The organism is Hydrogenovibrio marinus (genome assembly GCF_013340845.1).
In the GTDB taxonomy this organism is placed as follows: Bacteria; Pseudomonadota; Gammaproteobacteria; order Thiomicrospirales; family Thiomicrospiraceae; genus Hydrogenovibrio; species Hydrogenovibrio marinus.
Window position 1 is genome coordinate 577,431 of record NZ_AP020335.1, and the last position, 17,961, is coordinate 595,391.

The window sequence follows — 17,961 nt, forward strand, 5'->3', positions numbered from 1 at the left end:
ATTAATCTTCGTCTTCTTGGTCTTTAACCTCTAACTTCAATGCGTTTCCATTGCCAGCATCAAGGGTCAATTTCATTAGGTTTCCATGATTGCCAATCATTCCGAGTTCCCAAACCAAGTAGCCCTCATCTTCATCCAGCTTTGCCTGAATGACTTGGCCTAGGCCCGTTTTATTTCCAAGTGCAACAGCTTCGTCTTGTTTGATTTGTGCAAGCTTGGTGTTGTCTTGGAAAGATTGCAACCAACTGATTTTTATCTGGCCTTGCATCTCTGCATCATTTTCCTCATCGTCTTGCGTTGTTAACTGCGTCAGTTGCATACTGTTTAATGCGCCTTGAATAGGGATGCCGCTAAATGATTTATTAGAGCTCGCATAGCTGATATTGCTAAATATCAATCCACTGGATATGGCTAAACCAAGCAAAAAAGCGCGATTGTTAGTTGAAAGTTTCATATAGATTACCTCTAGTATTAAAAAGCCCTACTGTTTTATACACTTAAGCTTTATAGGTTGCTGTTTTGTCACTTGTTATTCTAGGTAAGATACAAATTCAAGATGATTACCATTTAGTAAGGTTGAGATCGAGTGTTACCATTTGGTAAGAAATCGATTTATTTACTTGATATTTGCGAAAAATTCTCTAATTTAGAAATAAATGAACTGAGAGCACAAAAATGAAGATATTAATTGTCGAGGACGACAATATTGCCGCGACAACATTGGCAAAATCCTTACAAGCACAAAGTATGGTGACTCAAATTGCTAGTGATGGACAAAGTGCACTTTTGGCGGTGGGTGAAGAAAGTTTTGATGTCATTGTTATGGATAGAATGATGCCTAAGATGGATGGCATTGAAGCACTTGGAAAAATGCGGCGCCAAGGCATCGCAACGCCAGTATTAATTTTAAGTGCTTTGGGTGAGGTAGATGAACGTGTTGAAGGGCTTGAAGCCGGTGGTGACGACTATCTTGTTAAGCCCTATGCGTTAAGTGAACTGATTGCCCGGTTAAATGTTTTATATAAACGCAATCAGACTGTTCAAGATAGTGATACAGAGTGGCTAACAGCATTTGGCGTAAAACTGAACACCATTAATGGTAAGGTTTTCAGAGATGGTGAAAGAATACATTTGCAGCCACAAGAAAGAAAGTTACTTGAATACTTTCTTAGACATGCCAATCAAGTGATGACGCGAAAGATGTTACTTGAGAAAGTTTGGGATTTCCATTTTGAAACCGATTCCAACTTAATTGATACTCAAATTTCCAGGTTGAGAACCAAGGTAGATAAACCTTTCTCAACGGCGCTAATTCACACAATAAGGGGCAAAGGCTATGTCTTCTCCAAAGAACCATCATTAGTTGAGTAGCAACTTTGATTAACTTCTTCTCAAAATACTTACCGGATTCATGGAAAACGCTTGCAATGCGTTTGGCTATTCGCCAATCAATTCTATTGAGCGTATTAACCATGGTTGCGATGCTAGTTTTATATTGGCTGGTCAGTAGCTTTGTTTTAGTCCAGATCAGTTCAGATTTGAAGTATAGCTTGCAACAGTTAAGTCGCATAGAAGCTGAAAAGGGAACGCCGGGTCTGATTGAACGGCTAGAACGCTTGGGTATTGAGAATGAGTCGAGGGGGCATAGTCATCGCTATTATCTTTATCTGTCGAAAGACAATACAGTTTTAGCAGGCTCTTTACGTCATTGGCCGAGCGAAGCAAAAGCCAATGGGCAGGTCAGTAACATTTTATTTGAAGAAAATGACTTACCCAAAGAGTGGGCAGATATTGACGAAGGGCTATGGCCTACTATTGCTAATGAGTTTCCTGATGGGTCAAAGATTCTGATTACACAAAGTATTGATACGACCGAGCAGTTAAATGATTTTACGATGTTTGTGATGGTTTTTTTGGTGATAGCGGTTACCTTGATTTCTTTGTTTCTTGGCTGGATACAAGGTCGTACCATCTTAAAGAAAATTGAGCGCATTAATAACGCTGCAAGGCGAGTTGAACATGGAGAGCTTCATCAAAGAGTCGAATTTGAATTAGGTAATAACGCCAAAATGGACGAATTCGATGAACTCGTAGTCCATTTGAACAAAATGCTCGATACGATTGAGCGACTCATGAAAGATATAAAGCAGGTGAGTCAAAACATTGCGCATGATTTGAGAAAACCTTTGACTCGTGTTCAGGCTCAGCTTGAAGGTCTACAGGCTCAAGCGGTTATTTCGCCGGAAGATTTGGAATCCTCTTTCAGTGATTTGGAAAATCTCAACAAAACCTTTAACGCTATACTCCAGCTAGGGCGCCTAGAGTCATCTAATCCGCAGAAGAATTTTTCCAAGGTTGATTTGTCGACATTATGTGATGATTTAAGTTTGGTATATTCAGAAATGGCGGATCAAAAAAGCATTCTTTGGCAAAGCGCCATCCAAGAAGGAATTGTTTTGGATGGAGATCGGCAACTGCTGGCTCAAGCGATCATCAATTTATTGGAAAATGCACTTCATTACACTCAAACAGGAGAAAGCATCATTTTCTCGCTGAAACAACAAGGTGCATCTATCAACTTATCTATAGTAAATACAGGGGTTACTTTGATGAAGCAACAGCTTGAAGAAATTACAAAGCCTTTTGTTAGATTGGAAAATGCTCGCTCAAGTGAAGGAAATGGACTAGGGCTGTCATTGGTCAAAGCTATATTTAATACTCATGGCTCAGATCTTAAACTTAAAGTAATAGACAACCGTTTTATGGCCGAAGCGCTTTTTAACTGCAATGACTAATGGAAAGATAAGTGCTCTCTTCGGATGGTTAAAAGATCGAGTTCGAAAAGATAAGTTTAACGGTTTGCCGCTCTCGGGTCTCTTTTTGATTTTCGGCTATATTTCAATTCATCTAGGGGGCTTGACCGAAGATGTCATTACAAGCGATTGGATTGTTCAACTAGATTACCGTCTTGCGTCCTATTTTGAGGCAGTAAGAACACATCGCTTTGTCGAGTTTTTCTTGATATTTACTTTTTTAGGGCAACCCTTACTCGTTGCTTGGGGATTCATTTTATCGGTCACAGGCTTACTTTGGATGAGGCTGTCGATATGGATAGCGCCATTGCTTGTGTCGCTAGGCACAAGTCTGCTGCTGATTTATTTGGGCAAAAATACGATTGCCAGAGCAAGACCCGAAGATCCATTATTTCCGATGCACTCATTTAGTTTTCCTTCAGGGCACTCAACCATTGCAGTTTCATTTTACGGCTTAATCGGGTTGATTCTTATACTGGAATCTAAGCAAAAGGTAAATCGATTAGCACTTTTCATTTTAACGTTTTCCATTGTTAACTTGCTTCTTCTGAGTAGGTTGTATTTAGGCGTGCATTACCTAAGTGATGTTGTCGGAGGGATGCTTGTGGGGGCGCTTTCTATAACTTTAGGTGTAGGCGTGTATTTATGGCAAAAATTTGGTGTGACAGGCAATTCTGGGGGCGTGAGACAACCAGGTTGGAAGGCGGCTTTTTTAATTGCAATGTTTTGTCTAGGATGGATTGGATTCGAATTGTTCGGCGAGCATTCTTTATATCAAGATCAGCTCCAAAGATAGGGTCTCTGCTGAGATCAAAGCATTACATAGCAACTTTTCTACTTTTTGTAGGGTTATAATATCTAAATGATTCGCTTAACAGTTAGAGAAGACTATGCTTGAAAAACACGATGTGAGTGGCGGTTTTAAATCCTATAGCTTTGAAGGTATCTACAGTGTGGAAAATAATGCCTTGTTGGAAAGCGGGCAGAATATTTTTTCGGCACTGATTCCTGAAGCAGCAGATTTTTTCTATGAAAAGTTGATGGAGAACCCAGAAGCTGCAAAGTTTCTCTCTACTGAGTTGGTGCAGAACCGTTTGAAAAGTGAGCTGAAGGCTTGGTTGCATCAATTGCTTTCACCAAAGGTGGATTTAGGCGAAATAGGGCGTGTTGTGGAAACACAATACCATGTGGGTGAGGTGCATGCACGCATTAACATTCCGATGGCACTGGTCAGCACCTCAATGTTTTTTATCAAGCACAAGTTCATTGCGGCTGTTTATGACAGCGACAGTTTTAATGCTGATGAGAAGTTACGCTTAATGATTTTGCTCGATACCTTATTGGTGAACAGTTTGAACTTAATCAACGAAGCCTACTTGCATAATCTTGTTCAGCACAAGCGTGCGGCAATCGACTACCAATATCACACCTCTCCTAAAGATACTGCGCTGGAAATCGTGCAAATCAAGTCTAAGTTGTATAACTGGCTTGCGGATTACTTAGGGTACATTACCTCGGCTACACCAGGCATTGAGTTTCCAGTCACTGAAGCTGAAGCCAATGAATGCGGTCTTTGGATTACCCATAAATTGCCTTTCCTTGCTAAGAAAATGGAAAGTGTCGATCAAATCCAGCAATTACAGCAAAACTTGCGTCAAGTTATTAAAGAAAGAAGCGTTGGTGAGTTACCCGTACATGGTAATAAAGTGCGCAATCTGGTGAAGGAAATTACGTTTCTATTGACTCATATTTCTGAGCAAATTCTTAAAGAATCGGAGCAGCAGGATGGCTTGACCGGTTTGATCAGTCGCCGTTATTTGGCGCCGATTATTCAAAGTGAAACTCAGACAGCCATGACCGCCAAGACTTCTTATTCGGTGGTGATGTTCGATATTGACAACTTTAAGAAAATAAACGACGAATATGGTCACCTGACTGGCGATAAAGTTATCCTGGAAGTGGGTAAAGCCGCCAGAGAAGAAATTCAGCTATCGGACTATGCTTTCCGTTATGGTGGAGAAGAATTTCTACTATTGTTACCAGAGTGCGGTTTGAGTAAAGGGGTAAGCACTGCGGAGAAAATCCGTGAGAGAATCAACAAAACGCCAATAGATGTTGGTGAGAAAGCACCACTTTTCATTACCTGTTCGTTTGGCGTGTCAGAGTTCTCGAACCATCCCGATTACATGACGGTCATCAAAGAAGCGGATGAAAAGCTTTACGAGTCAAAACGTGAAGGGAAAAACCAAACACGCTTTTAATGAAAATCTGCCAGGTTGGGAGGTAGGCTTGGCTTAAGACTGTTGTCTTTCGTAAATACGGATATGGTTTTCAACCGCTTTTAAACGATAGGATCCCTTGTTGGTCAGAGGTAATTTGATGTTCTCCACTGACAAATTTACTGAATGGTAAAACGCAAGGTATTGCTGATAGCTCAGTGCTTGGCGAGAGTTGATTTGTTTTTTGTGGCTGTCCGTCATCAAATATTGACGATAATTCGATTGGATAGCCCCACTGAAAAATTCGGCAACACAGCCAGAACCATAACTGAAGAAGCCGAAACGCTTACCTTCCAAAGACTCTTCGGCATTGTCCAGAAAAGAGCAGAAACCGATATATAGAGATGCGCTATAGCTGTTGCCGACAATGCGGTTGTACACTTGGCCTGCATCCGTCTGACGTTTGAAAGTTTCATCATCAATTTTTGCGCCGACTTTCTTGATTAAGGTTTTGTGTGCCTTTTCTGTCATACGAGAAAAGGGGATGTGGTAGCAGAAGGCATCAATATCATCAAAGCCGCGGCCAGTCTCTTCTACAAAGTTATCCCAAGCATGTTTCATGCTGTTCAAATAGACTTTAGTTGAGTATTTTCCATCGACTAAGGCGGTTTCACGGTGGTTTGGGCGCCAGAAGTCGTTGACGTCTTCGGTGTAGTAACCAGAGCCCGGCTCGATTTTTAAAATGCGAGGATTGTCAGTGACCAACATCGCAACCGCGCCACAACCTTGAGTGGCTTCACCGGATGAATCTACATCATATTTAGCGATATCGGCGGCGATGACCAGAATCTTTTCTTTCGGATTGGCGGCGACCATTTTGGTGGCCATCTGAAGTGCTGCCGTTCCGGCATAGCAAGCGTGTTTGAACTCCATGACGCGACAACGGTTTGGCAGTTGTAGCAACCCGTGCAAGAAGGCGCCCGCTGACTTGGATTGATCGATGCCGGACTCAGTGGCAAACAGAACCGCTGTGATATCGTTTTTCTCAATTTGTTCCAGGATAGGAGCCGCCGCTTTTGCCGCTAGGGTAATGATGTCTTCATCTGGTGGCGCAATAGACATTTTTTCCTGACCGATACCAATGGTGTATTTGTCCAAATCCACGCTTTTCTCTTTTGCAAACGTATCCAACCCCAAGAAATAGTCTGAGGTGGAGAAGTGGATTAAGTCGATACCAATGGTCATTTTAGAGGAGTTCTTTTCTTTATTGTCTATTGAGAATCAAATTGTCATTTAAAAGCAGTTGCGAGAGATCCGAAGCACCCAGTAGGAACTGCGCAGTACGGAATTCATTGGCAAACTGCTGTATTTTCGCCACCGTCGCCTCAGTGGAGTCCATTGCTGGTTCCAGGAAAGGCGCTGCGATACCGCAAATTTGGGCGCCCATTATAACTGATTTCACCATGTCAATGCCATTGCGAATGCCGCCGCTGGCGATAAAATGCGCGCGGTCTTGATACGGGCGGGCTTGTATCAGAGCTTGAGGCGTGGTCAGTCCCCAGTCTTGGAACAAAACGCCTAAGTCTTGTGCCTTAGGGTCTCCATTGCGGTGTGCTTCGATTCGGCTCCAGGAAGTTCCGCCGCGCCCGGCCAAATCAAACCACTTGATACTCGATTGTAAGCCCTTCTCAATATCGGTTGCGGACAAACCGCACCCGACTTCTTTGAGGATAATCGGCACTGGAAAATCGACGGCAAGTTCACGGATTTTGTCGAGCAAGCCTGCAAAGTTTTTATCACCCTCTGGCTGAATCACTTCCTGTAAAGGATTCAGGTGAAGATAAAGCGCATCTGCTTGAAGGGTTTCGACCATGCGCTGGGCATCGTCCCGGCTAAAACCGTAATTCAATTGCACTGCGCCCATGTTCGCAATCAGCGGAGTTGTCGGGGCATAGCGTCTCAGTTTGAAGCTTTCTTCCGCAGAGACATCTTCAATCATCACACGTTGCGAGCCAACAGCCAATGCCACTTGCATGGCTTCGGCGGCTTCTGCAAGGGCTTGATTGATTTTCATCAGGTTTGCCGATTTGCCGCCCGTCATTGAGGAAATCAGCAGCGGAAAGGAAAGTGTTTTTCCTAAGAATTCTGTTTGGGTATTGATGGCATCAAAGTCACACTCTGGCAACGCACAGTGAGTGAGCTGAATTTGGTCGAATCCACTCTGGTGACGCTCAATCTGAGGATCATCCAATATTGTTTGGATATGATCCTGTTTGCGTTGATGAATAAAGTCGTTTTGGCGGGTCATAAATGGATTCCGTTGAAACAAATAGACTTAGGCAATTAGACGCTTTTTTCTGAACGTTCAAGTTTGATGTGCGCTGCCATCAACTCGCCCGGGTTGGTTTGTGCCGCTAATAAAGACAGTTCACCACATAGCGCCGTTGCACCGGCAATGCAAGCCAGGCGGCGAGCATTTTCGCCCGGTTCTGCATTGGGATTAAGGCAGCCGAGTTGTTCTAAGTTCTGCTGAACGAATTCAAGTCCTTTGCCGTTACCAACACTGCCGACAATGAGGTTTGGCAGGGTGGTGGAAAAATACAAATCGCCATCGGAAGTCACTTCGACATGATTGATGGCTTGAGAGCCTTCGACGATATTGGCGGCATCTTGACCAGTGGCAAGGTAAAAACCGAGCAGCATGTTCGCAACATGAGCGTTGGCGCTACGCAGTCCACCGGAGACGATACTACCGATCAAATCTTTTTTGATGTGAAGGTCGACTAAAGCTTCCGGTGTTGTCTTTAAAAAACGCTGACAAAGTTTACGCGGAATGGCTGTTTCACAAACCACGTTTTTGCCGCGCCCCAGAATGCCGTTGACGGCGGAGACTTTTTTATCAGTACAGTAGTTGGCGGAGATGGAAACGTAGGACAAATCCCCGTAGGTTTCCAATAGCCAAGGAATCAATTTATCCGCGGCATTGGTGACCATGTTATGCCCGGAAGCATCACCAGTGGTCAGCTCCAAACGTAGATAAATCAGATTACCGACAACTTGCCAGTTAAGGGCGATTAATTTTGCGAAACGACTAGACTCGGAGATGATGGCTTGCAACTCGCCTTGGCGTTGTTGTATGTGTCTTAAACGCTCACGAGCAACACTGGCATCTGGTGCTTCTAAAAGGATGGAGCGTGACATGCGCTCGTCCATCACCGTGACACGAATGCCGCCGCTGTGGTGAGTTACGCGCGCACCACGGGCTACAGAAGGCCATAGTGGTGTTTCGTAAGTTGCCATCGGAACCATCAAATCATCGGTGCAAACATCACCAATTAATTTGAATGGGCCTACAGATTGCATAGGAATCTGTGCAAAACTTGAAGTTTGATTCATCGATTCAGTCGTCATAGTGGGTTATTATATATCGGATTTTTTCATTGTAATGGCGAATCTGGCGAGAAGATGTTTTTTGTGAATCGCTGCCGATGACGCTACGCAAATTGATTGGGAAAACCACCTTGGATAAAATGACAAAACCAGTGCCGAATAAAGAGATTCACGCCGTGAATACTGGCGTGTGCAAGAAATTTGCCTTTGGACTCGGTTTGTCAGTGTTTTTCTTTTTGTCCGGGTGTAGTTCCAATCAAGTTCATCAGACATCTCCGGCAACCTCAAACTATACCGCTGTTTCTAGTGTTCCTATTGCCAGCACATTGACTTCCAATGCGACCCAAATGGGATTGAAACCTTGGCGTGATGCCGGCTATACCGGTAAGGGCGTGACCGTTGCTGTTCTGGATACTGGGATGCCGGTTTGGGACATCAATGATCGTAATATCCCTTTGTCTGCCAACCTTCGTTATGATGCAGATTATACCCACGATCAAATTGTCAAAAACAGTGATACTTCTATCTATAACGCCAACCATGGCGATGATATGTCGCAAGTCATCGGTTCCGCCACCTATGGTGCAGCACCGGATACCAATATCCTCAATGGGGTGATTGCTGATACCAACGGTTGGGCGAACCGTGCTTCGATGATAAAAGGCATCGAATGGTCTGTGAACCATAGTGCGGATATTATCAATTTATCGTTCGGTTATGGCGCGTTGGTGAGTTATACCGGTTCGGCGCACAGTAATATTGAGAGTGAGTTGAACACCATCAAGAACCAGGCGGTGACCAGTCAGGTTGCTATCGTGCATTCCGCTGGGAATGATTCGACATCTGGCAACCGGGTGACGGTTACTTCCAAGTTGATTTCACAATCAGGCTATGAAGATTGGGTGAAGTCCAATGCTAAAAACAATATTTTGATTGTTGGTGCGACCTATGACAATCAAACATTGGCGTATTTTTCGAATTCTGCCGGCTCCGATTCGGACGTTCAGGCGCGTTATGTAGTCGCCCCTGCACAAAGTGAGGTGACGAACGGCTATAGCACTTTGTATTCAATCGGCACATCTGGGGCGGCGGCGAATGTTTCCGGTGCGTTGGCGGTGATGAAACAGCGCTGGCAAAGTCTGACGGGCGTGCAGTTGGAACAAATTATTATCGATACCGCCAATCGTAGTTTTGCCGGGTATACCGCAGCGACATTTGGGCAGGGAATCGTTGATCTTAATTCTGCTTTTTCGCCTGTGGGTAAAACGTCTGTTCCTGTCGCCAGTGTATCAGCATCGGCTGCGGCGGCGAGTGTGCCTTTATCTTCTGCGGTAGTGACCTTGCCTGCAGGCTTTAAAACGGTGAATGCCAGCACGGCATTTTTGGACAGTTATGGTCGGGATTTCACCTTGAACTATGAAACGCCGGTGCAAACCTATCAATCCGGTTTGGATAAAACCGTTCGATCTTATGTTGATGCGCCGGTGAATTATCGCCAGCAACTTAGCACAAGTTTGCAGTTAGGGTTTTCAATGACCGGTACTCACAGCAATGAACGTCAGGACAGTGGTTTGTGGTTTTTGGGAATGGCATCGGGTTATCAGCAGAACCTTAACACATCAGTTTTGGGGCAGATATCCTTAACCGGGCACTTCTCTGACATGTCAGTTGGTATGAGTGCCACGGCGCCGAACCCCAATCAAACCAATGTTTCCTCCAATGTTCAAACCGAGCCTGCTGTGCAGGGTATGAAAGCCAGTTTAGGGTTTAAGGGGTTGAGCATCATGCCTTACTGGTTGGCTTCAAATAACACCAGTGCGTTCACGGGGGCACAGACAGAGACCCTTTCCGGCGTGCAAACCGAGTACCATCATCATGGATGGTTGGCCGGATTGGATTGGTCTCGACAAACTCAGCCGGGACAAAGTTTGATTCAAAATTATAATATCGATAGCCAGAAGTATTATGCAGGTTATCGGGCACAACTGAACCCGCACTGGCGAGTTGGTTTGCTGGGTTTTTGGCAAAACGACAGTGCGCATATCGGTTATCAACATCCGCAATCAGTCGGAGATGGCAGTTTGCGTTATGTGACAGATAACTTGACGTCTAACCGTAGCATTTCAGGAGTTTCCGCGGCTCTCAGTGTAGGGCATCTGCAAGCAGCATTTCTTTCCAGTAATCTTGACCAAGAGCTATTCCTCGGCTTTAAGCACGCATTCAACTAATTCGCTACATTTAAGTCGCTATCCTTGGCAGGAAAAATACTGTGTTTCAGGTATAATGTCGCCAAATTCAAAGAGATACTTGATTTAAATAGTAAGATAAAGGAAATAAAACTATGGCAATGGCAACAGCACGTCACATTTTGGTCAATTCGGAAGAAAAAGCACTAGAGTTGAAACAACAGATTTTGGATGGAGCGGATTTTGCAGATGTCGCAAAAGCGAACTCTCAATGTCCTTCAAGTCGCAGTGGTGGCGATTTGGGTCAGTTTGGTCCAGGGATGATGGTTCCAGAGTTTGATAAAGTTTGTTTCAGTGCGGACGTAGGGTCTTTGGAAGGGCCGGTTAAAACACAATTCGGTTATCACTTGATTCAAGTCACAGACAGAACCGAGTAATCCACTTCTTAACAAAGTGATGGCCGATATATATAAGCCATCGCTTTTCCCATCCCCTTTCTTCACGTTGTCATTTCACCCCAACCTGGCAGATTTTCGAGCCGTTTTGTTTTGTCGCGTTTTGAGTCGTATAATCTAACTTTTATGCGTAAACAGGAATGACCATGTCAAAGAAGATTCGTTGGGACAAACATGTCGCTGCCATTTGGCGAGCAAAAAAAGGCAAGTTCAGACCTGTCGAGGCATTAGACCCTATCGAGCTCTCCAATCTTTTGGGCATTGAACGTCAAAAGAATCTGTTTTGCCAAAACCTGCAAAGTTTCATTGCCGGGCAACCTACTAACCATGTATTGCTGTGGGGCGCACGGGGTACGGGGAAATCTTCTTTGATGAAAGCGGCATTGAACCATTTTCATGATCAAGGCTTGCGAGTGATTGAGCTGGAAAAGGAAGATATTGCAGACCTGCCGGAAATCAGTGATCAAATCCGTGATCAGCCTTGGCGATTTGTGATTTATTGCGATGATTTGTCGTTTGATGAGGGTGACAGCAGTTACCGTTATTTGAAAGTGTTGATGGAAGGTTCTATCGAACTGCCAGCGCGTAATATACTGATGGTTGCCACCTCTAACCGCCGCCATCTGGTCGCCGAGCATCATCAGGATAACCTCGATACTCAAACCGCCAATGGCGAGATTCATTTCGGTGATCGTTTGCAGGAGAAGCTGTCACTTGCCGACCGTTTCGGGATGAGCCTGTCATTTTATGCGCCAGATCAAGTGTTGTATCTAGAGATGGTCGAAGCATTGTTTAAAGATGTTAATATCGAACACACGCCAACGGAGCTTGAACAGCTGCACTTGGAAGCCGTACGTTTTGCTACGGCACGCGGAAGCCGAAGCGGACGTATCGCCAAGCAGTTTTTCCAAGACTATCTGGTGCGTAACCCCATTCAAAGTTAGGACGATTTGATGAACCGTTTTTTCTGCCATATCGCTGATTTAGCCAACCGTTTGATCGGAAAAGGGACTCGGGCTATGCGGCTGATTATTTTCGGGTGGTTGTTTGTCGGGACGGTTTTGCCGGCGCAGGCATCGAATGGTGCCACCGCCGCGATTGCCATGCCGGATGAGTTCAGTGCCGAGACAGCAGAAAAAATTCTGCAACAAGGCGGCAATGCGGTGGATGCTGCGATTGCCTCCGCTTTTGTTCTGGCGGTGACTTACCCTGAAGCTGGGAATATAGGTGGAGGTGGTTTTATGACGCTTTATGCCAGCGAGACCGATAAGTTCCGGCCTCAAGGTGAGGTGTCTGCCGGCACAGATAAACATGCCTATTTTCTGGATTATCGCGAAAAAGCGCCCAAGGCAGCAAGTGCCAATATGTATTTGGACGACAACCGAAAAATCATTCCTTATCGCTCTCTGATTGGCTACCAGGCGTCGGGTGTGCCAGGAACGGTAATGGGACTGTGGATGGCGCATCAACGTTTTGGTTCGTTACCGTGGAAGGAACTGCTACAGCCGGCAATCGATTATGCACAAAGCGGTTTTATGGTGTCGCCGGAACTGGTTGCCATGCGTAAGTGGTATCAGCACTGGGTGGCGGATAAATCAAAGGATTTGAATTTCAATCAGTACTTTTCTGGGCTGAAAGCTAACCACTTGTTCAAACAGCCTGAGCTGGCTTCAACCTTGAAGCGTATAGCGGAAGAGGGCGCTGACGACTTTTATCACGGTGAAACGGCGCTGGCGATCGTTAAACAAATGCAAGCACATGATGGTTTGATTACGCTCAAAGATTTGGCAGATTATGAAGCCAAATGGCGTATGCCAATTCAAGCAGAGTGGAAAGGCTATACTGTGGTTTCTGCACCACCACCAAGCTCGGGCGGGGTGGCGTTGGTGCAGTTGCTAAAGATGAAAGCTTTACTAGCACCGGAATATCGCCGCCAATTGGCATTAGCGAAAAAAGAAGGTATTCCCGAGCAGGCGTTTGAAGCCCATTTTTATGCTGAGATGGAGAAACGGGTTTTTGCTGACCGAGCAAAATATCTTGGCGACCCGGACTTTGTCAAAGTGCCTGTTCAACAGTTGATTTCCGATGATTACATTTCTCGTCGTGCAGAAAGTGTGGAGTGGGATGGCCCTTCGGAAACTGAGAGTATCAAACCCGGTAAAATCGAATCGCCGGAAACTACGCATTTCTCCATTGTCGATTTCGATGGCAATGCCGTATCCAATACCTATACACTGAATATGCCGTTTGGAAATGGTGTGGTGATAGAAGGCGGCGGCTTTTTGATGAATGACGAAATGGATGATTTCAGCAGTAAGCCCGGTGTTGCCAATATCTTTGGTGTGGTTGGTGGGCATGCCAATGCCATTGCCCCGGAAAAACGTATGTTGTCCTCCATGACACCAACGATTTTACTGAAGGATAATGAAGCGGTGATGGCTGTTGGTACACCTGGGGGCTCATCTATCATTACCTCGGTGTTTCAAACGATTGTGAACACTTTAGATAAGCATATGGATGCTCAGGATGCGGTGAATGCGACACGTGTGCATCACCAACTCTTTCCAAAAGACCAAATCGACTATAACCCAAGCCTGCCGAAAGCGACCCAAAATGCCCTTCAATTGATGGGTTATACCTTGCGCAAAAACGACTATATGGGCGATGTGCAATTGGTGGTGAAGCGTCATGGGCAGTGGCAAGCGGCATCCGATATGCGAGGGCGAGGAGAAGCTAAAGTCTTTACCAAGGAGCCCGAACAACCTGCTGTTGAAGAAGGTGAACCATCTGACGAAGAGCAAATGCCTGAATCTGAAATGCAATAATATGATTAGCCCAACCTGGTAGTTTTTAGACAAACGTAGCACTCGCCGCCCGCAGGGGTAAGGCGAGAAACGAAGCACTCGCCGCCCGCAGGGGTAAGGCGAGAAACGAAGCACTCGCCGCCCGCAGGGGTAAGGCGAGAAAATCTACCAGGTTGGGTAGACGGTATATGGAGCTATTTGGTGACGGTCAGTACATCACATTGTGCGTGGTTCAACACGCTGGTGGTGGTTGAACCTATCAGTTTTTCCAAGAAAGAGTGCCCGTGACGTCCCATGACAATCAAGTCTACGTTGAGTTCATCGGCGCGTTCGGCAATGTCAACTTTTGAGAAGCCGGAAAACACCTCGCAGCGTTCTTCGGCAACTCCATTTTCCTCCGCCAGAGCGTAAAGACGGCTCTTGGCTGCATCAATCATGGCATCGGCTATTTCCGGAATCCAAATACCGGAAGCGCCACTCAAACTAATGTCTTCAAACACCGGGTATGTTGGCTCTTCAACCAAGTGCAACAACATGAGTTCGGCCTGATAAATTTCAGCCAACTGTTTGCCGCGGGCAATGGCCTTTTCGCTGTCTGGCGAGAAGTCGACCGCGACGAGAATGGTTTGGTAGTTATGCATGCGTACCTCCTTTGCGTTATCGTGCGCGAATGGAAAAAGTATCGGTTGCTTTAAGTTTGATTGGCGTTGGATTCGGGGTGTTGTTGTCAATCAGCCAAGCCAATTCACTTTCCTGATGGCTGGCATCAAACACCTTTTGCCACACACGTTCGGATGCGTTCCAGCGATAACCGCGTGATCGAAGATCATCTTTCAATTCAAACGGTGCGCCAGTGGCTTTCATCATGACCTTTTGCTGACGAACAACATTCAATAAAAAATGGAATGCAGGCAGTTGTTGCTCGGAAATTTGACGAGTTAAAAGGTGCGTTAGCGCCTGAACATCATCCAAAGCACGGTGGGCATGGTAGAAAAATTGACCGACTTTCCAGCAGAGGAATTCCTGGCTTCGTGAGCTGACCTTGGCAAGATTGAACCAGTCAACCTGCGAGGCGGAGCAGCCCCAGACTTTGTCGATAAACACATCGTTGTAGCGCTCGACGACAGGGCGGTCAAAGCCCGCATTGTGCGCGACGATAAGCTGGACTTCTTGCATGTCGGCAACCACTTCATCCCAAGGAATCTGATGTCCTTTGACATCATCCATAGTCAGTCCCGTAACTTGAGTGACTTCCGGGGTGATGACGCCCTTAGGTTCGTTGAGGAAGTTTTTGGCACACAAGACTTCATAAAACTGACCGTGAGAATCGAAGCTTAGGATTTGATAGCCCAGTTCAATGATTTCACAACGCTCGGTATCCAATCCGGTGGTTTCGGTGTCGATAATGCAGACATTGTGCAGAGTTTCACCACGATCAGAGTGATAACAGGATACGGGTTGGAAACGTCTCAGTACTTGATAGTCTTCTGACTGATCCAGTTGTTGTGCGATAAGTTCCAAGTCTGAAGTGGAGTGATTTTGTTGCATAATTCGATAGGTGTATTTGATTCAATTACCAACATTTTAGCATGCATTGTCGGGTATTGGGCAGAGGCGATGGATTGCTGAAATCAAAATCCCAACAGTCGTAGCCAGTAGTCAAGGCGTAACTTCCAGGGCAGCGCGTAATCGAGACGGAGTTGCAGTTTTAGACGTTGATTGCGGTAGCGGGTATTGTGAAGTGTAGGATTTTGTATCAAGTCGTGTTCGAGCAGGTAACCAATAAACCGAGCTTTTCGGCGTGGCACGTAACCTAAAAGCCAGCAGGGGAAGTGCGTCAACCAGATTTGAACAGCTCGTCTATCTTGTTGATTGTCCGGCTCCGGAATAAGCTTTATAGGCGTTTCCGGTTGCAACAATCCAATATTATAGGCGTGCAGTGCCGAGTAGTAATAATGTCCCTTTACCGGAAGGACAAGTGATCTGGTTTTCAAAAGACCTCACTTTGATAGTAATAGTATTGAAAATAATTTTTGTTTTTAACAACTAAAATACCGATAATAGTCGCTTCATGTTAACTTACCAAGTTCATTGATTGAACAGAAAAACGGATTTTTTCCGTGTCGAAATAGGACTGCCTCCATGGAAAATCACACGTCACACGCACATACTCATGACGACCACAATCACAATCACGACCATGACCACAATCATAGTCACCATCATCACGACCATGCACACGATCATGCGCATGGACATCACCACCATCATGGCGATTTAACCGGCTCGAAGCTGTTGTGGACGGTCATCCTGAATGTGATCATCACCGTCTCTCAAATTATCGGGGGATTGATTTCCGGTAGTTTGGCGCTGTTGTCTGATGCATTGCACAATTTCAGTGATGTGGTGGCATTGGTGATTGCCTATGTCGCAAATCGTTTGGTGAAACAACCTTCCACTCAAGAGAAAACTTTTGGCTACAAACGTGCCGAGATGTTCGCGGCATTATTCAATGCCTCAGTGTTGATAGGCGTGGGGCTGTTGCTGTTTATCGAAGCCATTGAGCGCTTGATGAACCCTGAACCGATTGCCGGTGGTTGGGTGATTGGCCTGGCACTGTTGTCAGTGGTGTTGAACTGGGTCAGTGTGATGTTGATTGCTAAAGACTCGGAACATAATTCCAATATCCGTGCCGCCTATCTGCACTTGTTGACCGATACGCTGACGTCTGTCGGGGTGTTGATCAGTGGGGTGTTGGTGTTGTGGTTCAATATCTATTGGGTCGATGCAGTCATGACCATATTAATTGCGCTTTATCTGATGACTTCCGCCTGGGGTTTGTTGAAACACGCGACAGGCGTTTTGCTACTGTTTGCACCTAGCCATATCGATTTGGATGCATTGGTGAAGGAAATCGAGAGTGAAGCGAGTATCGACAATGTCCATCATCTGCATTTGTGGCAGTTGGACGACCACCGTGTCCACCTTGAAGCCCATTTGGATTTCAAAGAAGATGTGAGTTTAAGTGAAGCGACTCAAGTCACTCAGCGCATTGAATCTCGTTTGGCAGAGGTTTTTAGCATCACTCATTGTAATTTCCAAGCGGAATTCAATCGTGACGATGATAAACACTTAATCCACCAATGCTAAAGCATGCGGTTAAAGCGTGTGAAAATCGTTTAGTGTTTGGTTAAGGTTGGTTGGTAAACTGAACTCATAGGGTTTGTCCTCAAACCCGAGATGCAGGAAAACCGCTGTCAGCATCATATCCAAAGCCTGGAGGGTAGCGTTGCGCTTAGCATCGCCATACAGTCGGTCTCCAACAATTGGGAAACCGGCACCCGACAAATGGCGGCGGATTTGGTGTTTTCTGCCGGTTTCGATATGCACTTCCAATAGCGAGATATTCCTCTCCGCGTTGTAATCCAAACGTTTGGCGTGACTGATGGCCGCTCTGTCTTCAATGGGCTGGTCATAGGTTTGTTCGGTTTCAGGGAACTCTCCCCATACCCCAACCTGGTAGATTTTAGTAGTTTTTCTGCCCATGAAAGCTTCAGTTAGAAGTTTCGCTGCCTGATGGGTATGTGCCAGTAAGATCAAACCATCGGTTGCGCGATCCAAGCGATGTACCACCAAAGCTTGACGCTGTTTGCCATTGAAAAGGTGGTGCATTTCCACCCAGCGGGCAATAGTGCTGTGATCTCCCCATTTAGAGCCCTGAGACAATAAGCCTTTCGGTTTGTACCACACACTGAAGTCATGACAGTCATCAATTAACCTCGGTTCCGGTATGCTGGCATTGAGTACGGCTTCGTCATAGTAGATGAAGATTTCATCGCCAGGAGTGACCTCTTTTTTAACACGACGCACCCGCGTGACTTTTTGGATTTTGCCCTTTGCTTTGAACCAAACACAGCCTTTGGCGAGCGCGCCTTTCAAGTGCTGCTTGGAAAGCCCGGTTTGCTGAGCCAAAACATCGATTAAAGTCGAGGCGTGTTCAACTTCAAACTGAAGTTCAAAATGCGCCTTATTCGAAAGACTGTTTGAAATCGAATTTTGTTGTCGGTTAGTTGTGTCCATAAGGCGTATTCTAA

Annotated in this window: 17 protein-coding genes; 9 read left to right on the forward strand and 8 right to left on the reverse strand. The window is 45.6% G+C overall.

Annotated features, from left to right (window positions below; genetic code table 11):
* Position 1 precedes the first annotated feature (1 nt).
* A complete protein-coding gene (locus HVMH_RS02700; protein ID WP_029907652.1) occupies positions 2 to 454 on the reverse strand; it encodes a PepSY domain-containing protein in 453 nt (150 codons plus the stop codon).
* Between the two features lie 221 nt (positions 455 to 675).
* Here HVMH_RS02700 and HVMH_RS02705 point away from each other — a divergent pair, with 221 nt between their 5' ends.
* The 4 genes from HVMH_RS02705 (at position 676) to HVMH_RS02720 (ending at position 5,074) form a co-directional block, all read left to right on the forward strand.
* Positions 676 to 1,371 carry a response regulator transcription factor gene (locus tag HVMH_RS02705; RefSeq protein WP_029907655.1) on the forward strand — a complete coding sequence of 232 codons (696 nt, stop codon included), beginning with the start codon at positions 676 to 678 and terminating at the stop codon, positions 1,369 to 1,371.
* Positions 1,372 to 1,427: 56 nt separating this feature from the next.
* Positions 1,428 to 2,795, forward strand: coding sequence for a sensor histidine kinase (locus tag HVMH_RS02710; protein WP_029907657.1), 1,368 nt, complete (start codon positions 1,428 to 1,430; stop codon positions 2,793 to 2,795).
* Positions 2,788 to 3,609 (forward strand): phosphatase PAP2 family protein, encoded by an 822-nt coding sequence (locus tag HVMH_RS02715; protein WP_029907659.1) that lies wholly within the window; start codon positions 2,788 to 2,790, stop codon positions 3,607 to 3,609. Before HVMH_RS02710 ends, HVMH_RS02715 begins: the two co-directional genes overlap by 8 nt.
* A gap of 94 nt (positions 3,610 to 3,703) precedes the next feature.
* Positions 3,704 to 5,074 (forward strand): GGDEF domain-containing protein, encoded by a 1,371-nt coding sequence (locus HVMH_RS02720; protein WP_029907661.1) that lies wholly within the window; start codon positions 3,704 to 3,706, stop codon positions 5,072 to 5,074.
* A gap of 33 nt (positions 5,075 to 5,107) precedes the next feature.
* Here the strand turns inward: HVMH_RS02720 and HVMH_RS02725 are convergent, their stop codons facing one another.
* The 3 genes from HVMH_RS02725 to HVMH_RS02735 are packed head-to-tail and all read right to left on the reverse strand — an operon-like array spanning position 5,108 to position 8,428.
* Complete coding sequence (locus HVMH_RS02725; protein WP_029907663.1) at positions 5,108 to 6,277, reverse strand: hydroxymethylglutaryl-CoA synthase; 1,170 nt, start codon at positions 6,275 to 6,277, stop codon at positions 5,108 to 5,110.
* Positions 6,278 to 6,296: 19 nt separating this feature from the next.
* Positions 6,297 to 7,340 (reverse strand): type 2 isopentenyl-diphosphate Delta-isomerase, encoded by a 1,044-nt coding sequence (fni, locus tag HVMH_RS02730; protein ID WP_029907665.1) that lies wholly within the window; start codon positions 7,338 to 7,340, stop codon positions 6,297 to 6,299.
* Positions 7,341 to 7,375: 35 nt separating this feature from the next.
* Positions 7,376 to 8,428, reverse strand: coding sequence for a hydroxymethylglutaryl-CoA reductase (locus HVMH_RS02735; protein ID WP_232087793.1), 1,053 nt, complete (start codon positions 8,426 to 8,428; stop codon positions 7,376 to 7,378).
* Between the two features lie 92 nt (positions 8,429 to 8,520).
* Between HVMH_RS02735 and HVMH_RS02740 the strand changes: the two genes are divergently transcribed.
* The 4 genes from HVMH_RS02740 to ggt all read left to right on the forward strand — a co-directional run bounded on the left by HVMH_RS02740 (position 8,521) and on the right by ggt (position 13,888).
* The gene (locus HVMH_RS02740) at positions 8,521 to 10,650 is read left to right on the forward strand and encodes a S8 family peptidase (protein ID WP_029907669.1); all 2,130 of its coding nucleotides are present in this window, start codon (positions 8,521 to 8,523) and stop codon (positions 10,648 to 10,650) included.
* Positions 10,651 to 10,763: 113 nt separating this feature from the next.
* The gene (locus tag HVMH_RS02745) at positions 10,764 to 11,045 is read left to right on the forward strand and encodes a peptidylprolyl isomerase (protein ID WP_029907670.1); all 282 of its coding nucleotides are present in this window, start codon (positions 10,764 to 10,766) and stop codon (positions 11,043 to 11,045) included.
* A 164-nt stretch (positions 11,046 to 11,209) separates the two neighbouring features.
* Entirely contained in the window at positions 11,210 to 12,007 is a 798-nt protein-coding gene (locus HVMH_RS02750; protein ID WP_051623163.1) for an ATP-binding protein, read from the forward strand.
* 9 nt (positions 12,008 to 12,016) lie between these two features.
* The gene (ggt, locus tag HVMH_RS02755; RefSeq protein ID WP_232087794.1) at positions 12,017 to 13,888 is read left to right on the forward strand and encodes a gamma-glutamyltransferase; all 1,872 of its coding nucleotides are present in this window, start codon (positions 12,017 to 12,019) and stop codon (positions 13,886 to 13,888) included.
* Between the two features lie 173 nt (positions 13,889 to 14,061).
* Here the strand turns inward: ggt and HVMH_RS02760 are convergent, their stop codons facing one another.
* The 3 genes from HVMH_RS02760 to HVMH_RS02770 all read right to left on the reverse strand — a co-directional run bounded on the left by HVMH_RS02760 (position 14,062) and on the right by HVMH_RS02770 (position 15,861).
* Positions 14,062 to 14,508, reverse strand: a complete 447-nt coding sequence (locus HVMH_RS02760) for a universal stress protein (RefSeq protein ID WP_029907675.1) — start codon at positions 14,506 to 14,508, stop codon at positions 14,062 to 14,064.
* A 16-nt stretch (positions 14,509 to 14,524) separates the two neighbouring features.
* Entirely contained in the window at positions 14,525 to 15,415 is an 891-nt protein-coding gene (locus tag HVMH_RS02765) for a 3'-5' exonuclease (RefSeq protein ID WP_029907676.1), read from the reverse strand.
* A gap of 83 nt (positions 15,416 to 15,498) precedes the next feature.
* The gene (locus tag HVMH_RS02770) at positions 15,499 to 15,861 is read right to left on the reverse strand and encodes an HIRAN domain-containing protein (RefSeq protein ID WP_081822776.1); all 363 of its coding nucleotides are present in this window, start codon (positions 15,859 to 15,861) and stop codon (positions 15,499 to 15,501) included.
* Between the two features lie 148 nt (positions 15,862 to 16,009).
* Between HVMH_RS02770 and HVMH_RS02775 the strand changes: the two genes are divergently transcribed.
* A complete protein-coding gene (locus tag HVMH_RS02775; protein WP_081822777.1) occupies positions 16,010 to 17,017 on the forward strand; it encodes a cation diffusion facilitator family transporter in 1,008 nt (335 codons plus the stop codon).
* 9 nt (positions 17,018 to 17,026) lie between these two features.
* On the opposite strand, the gene HVMH_RS02780 is transcribed toward HVMH_RS02775, so the two are convergent.
* On the reverse strand, positions 17,027 to 17,947 hold the full coding sequence (locus HVMH_RS02780) for an RluA family pseudouridine synthase (protein ID WP_051623164.1): 921 nt from the start codon (positions 17,945 to 17,947) through the stop codon (positions 17,027 to 17,029).
* Positions 17,948 to 17,961: the final 14 nt, after the last annotated feature.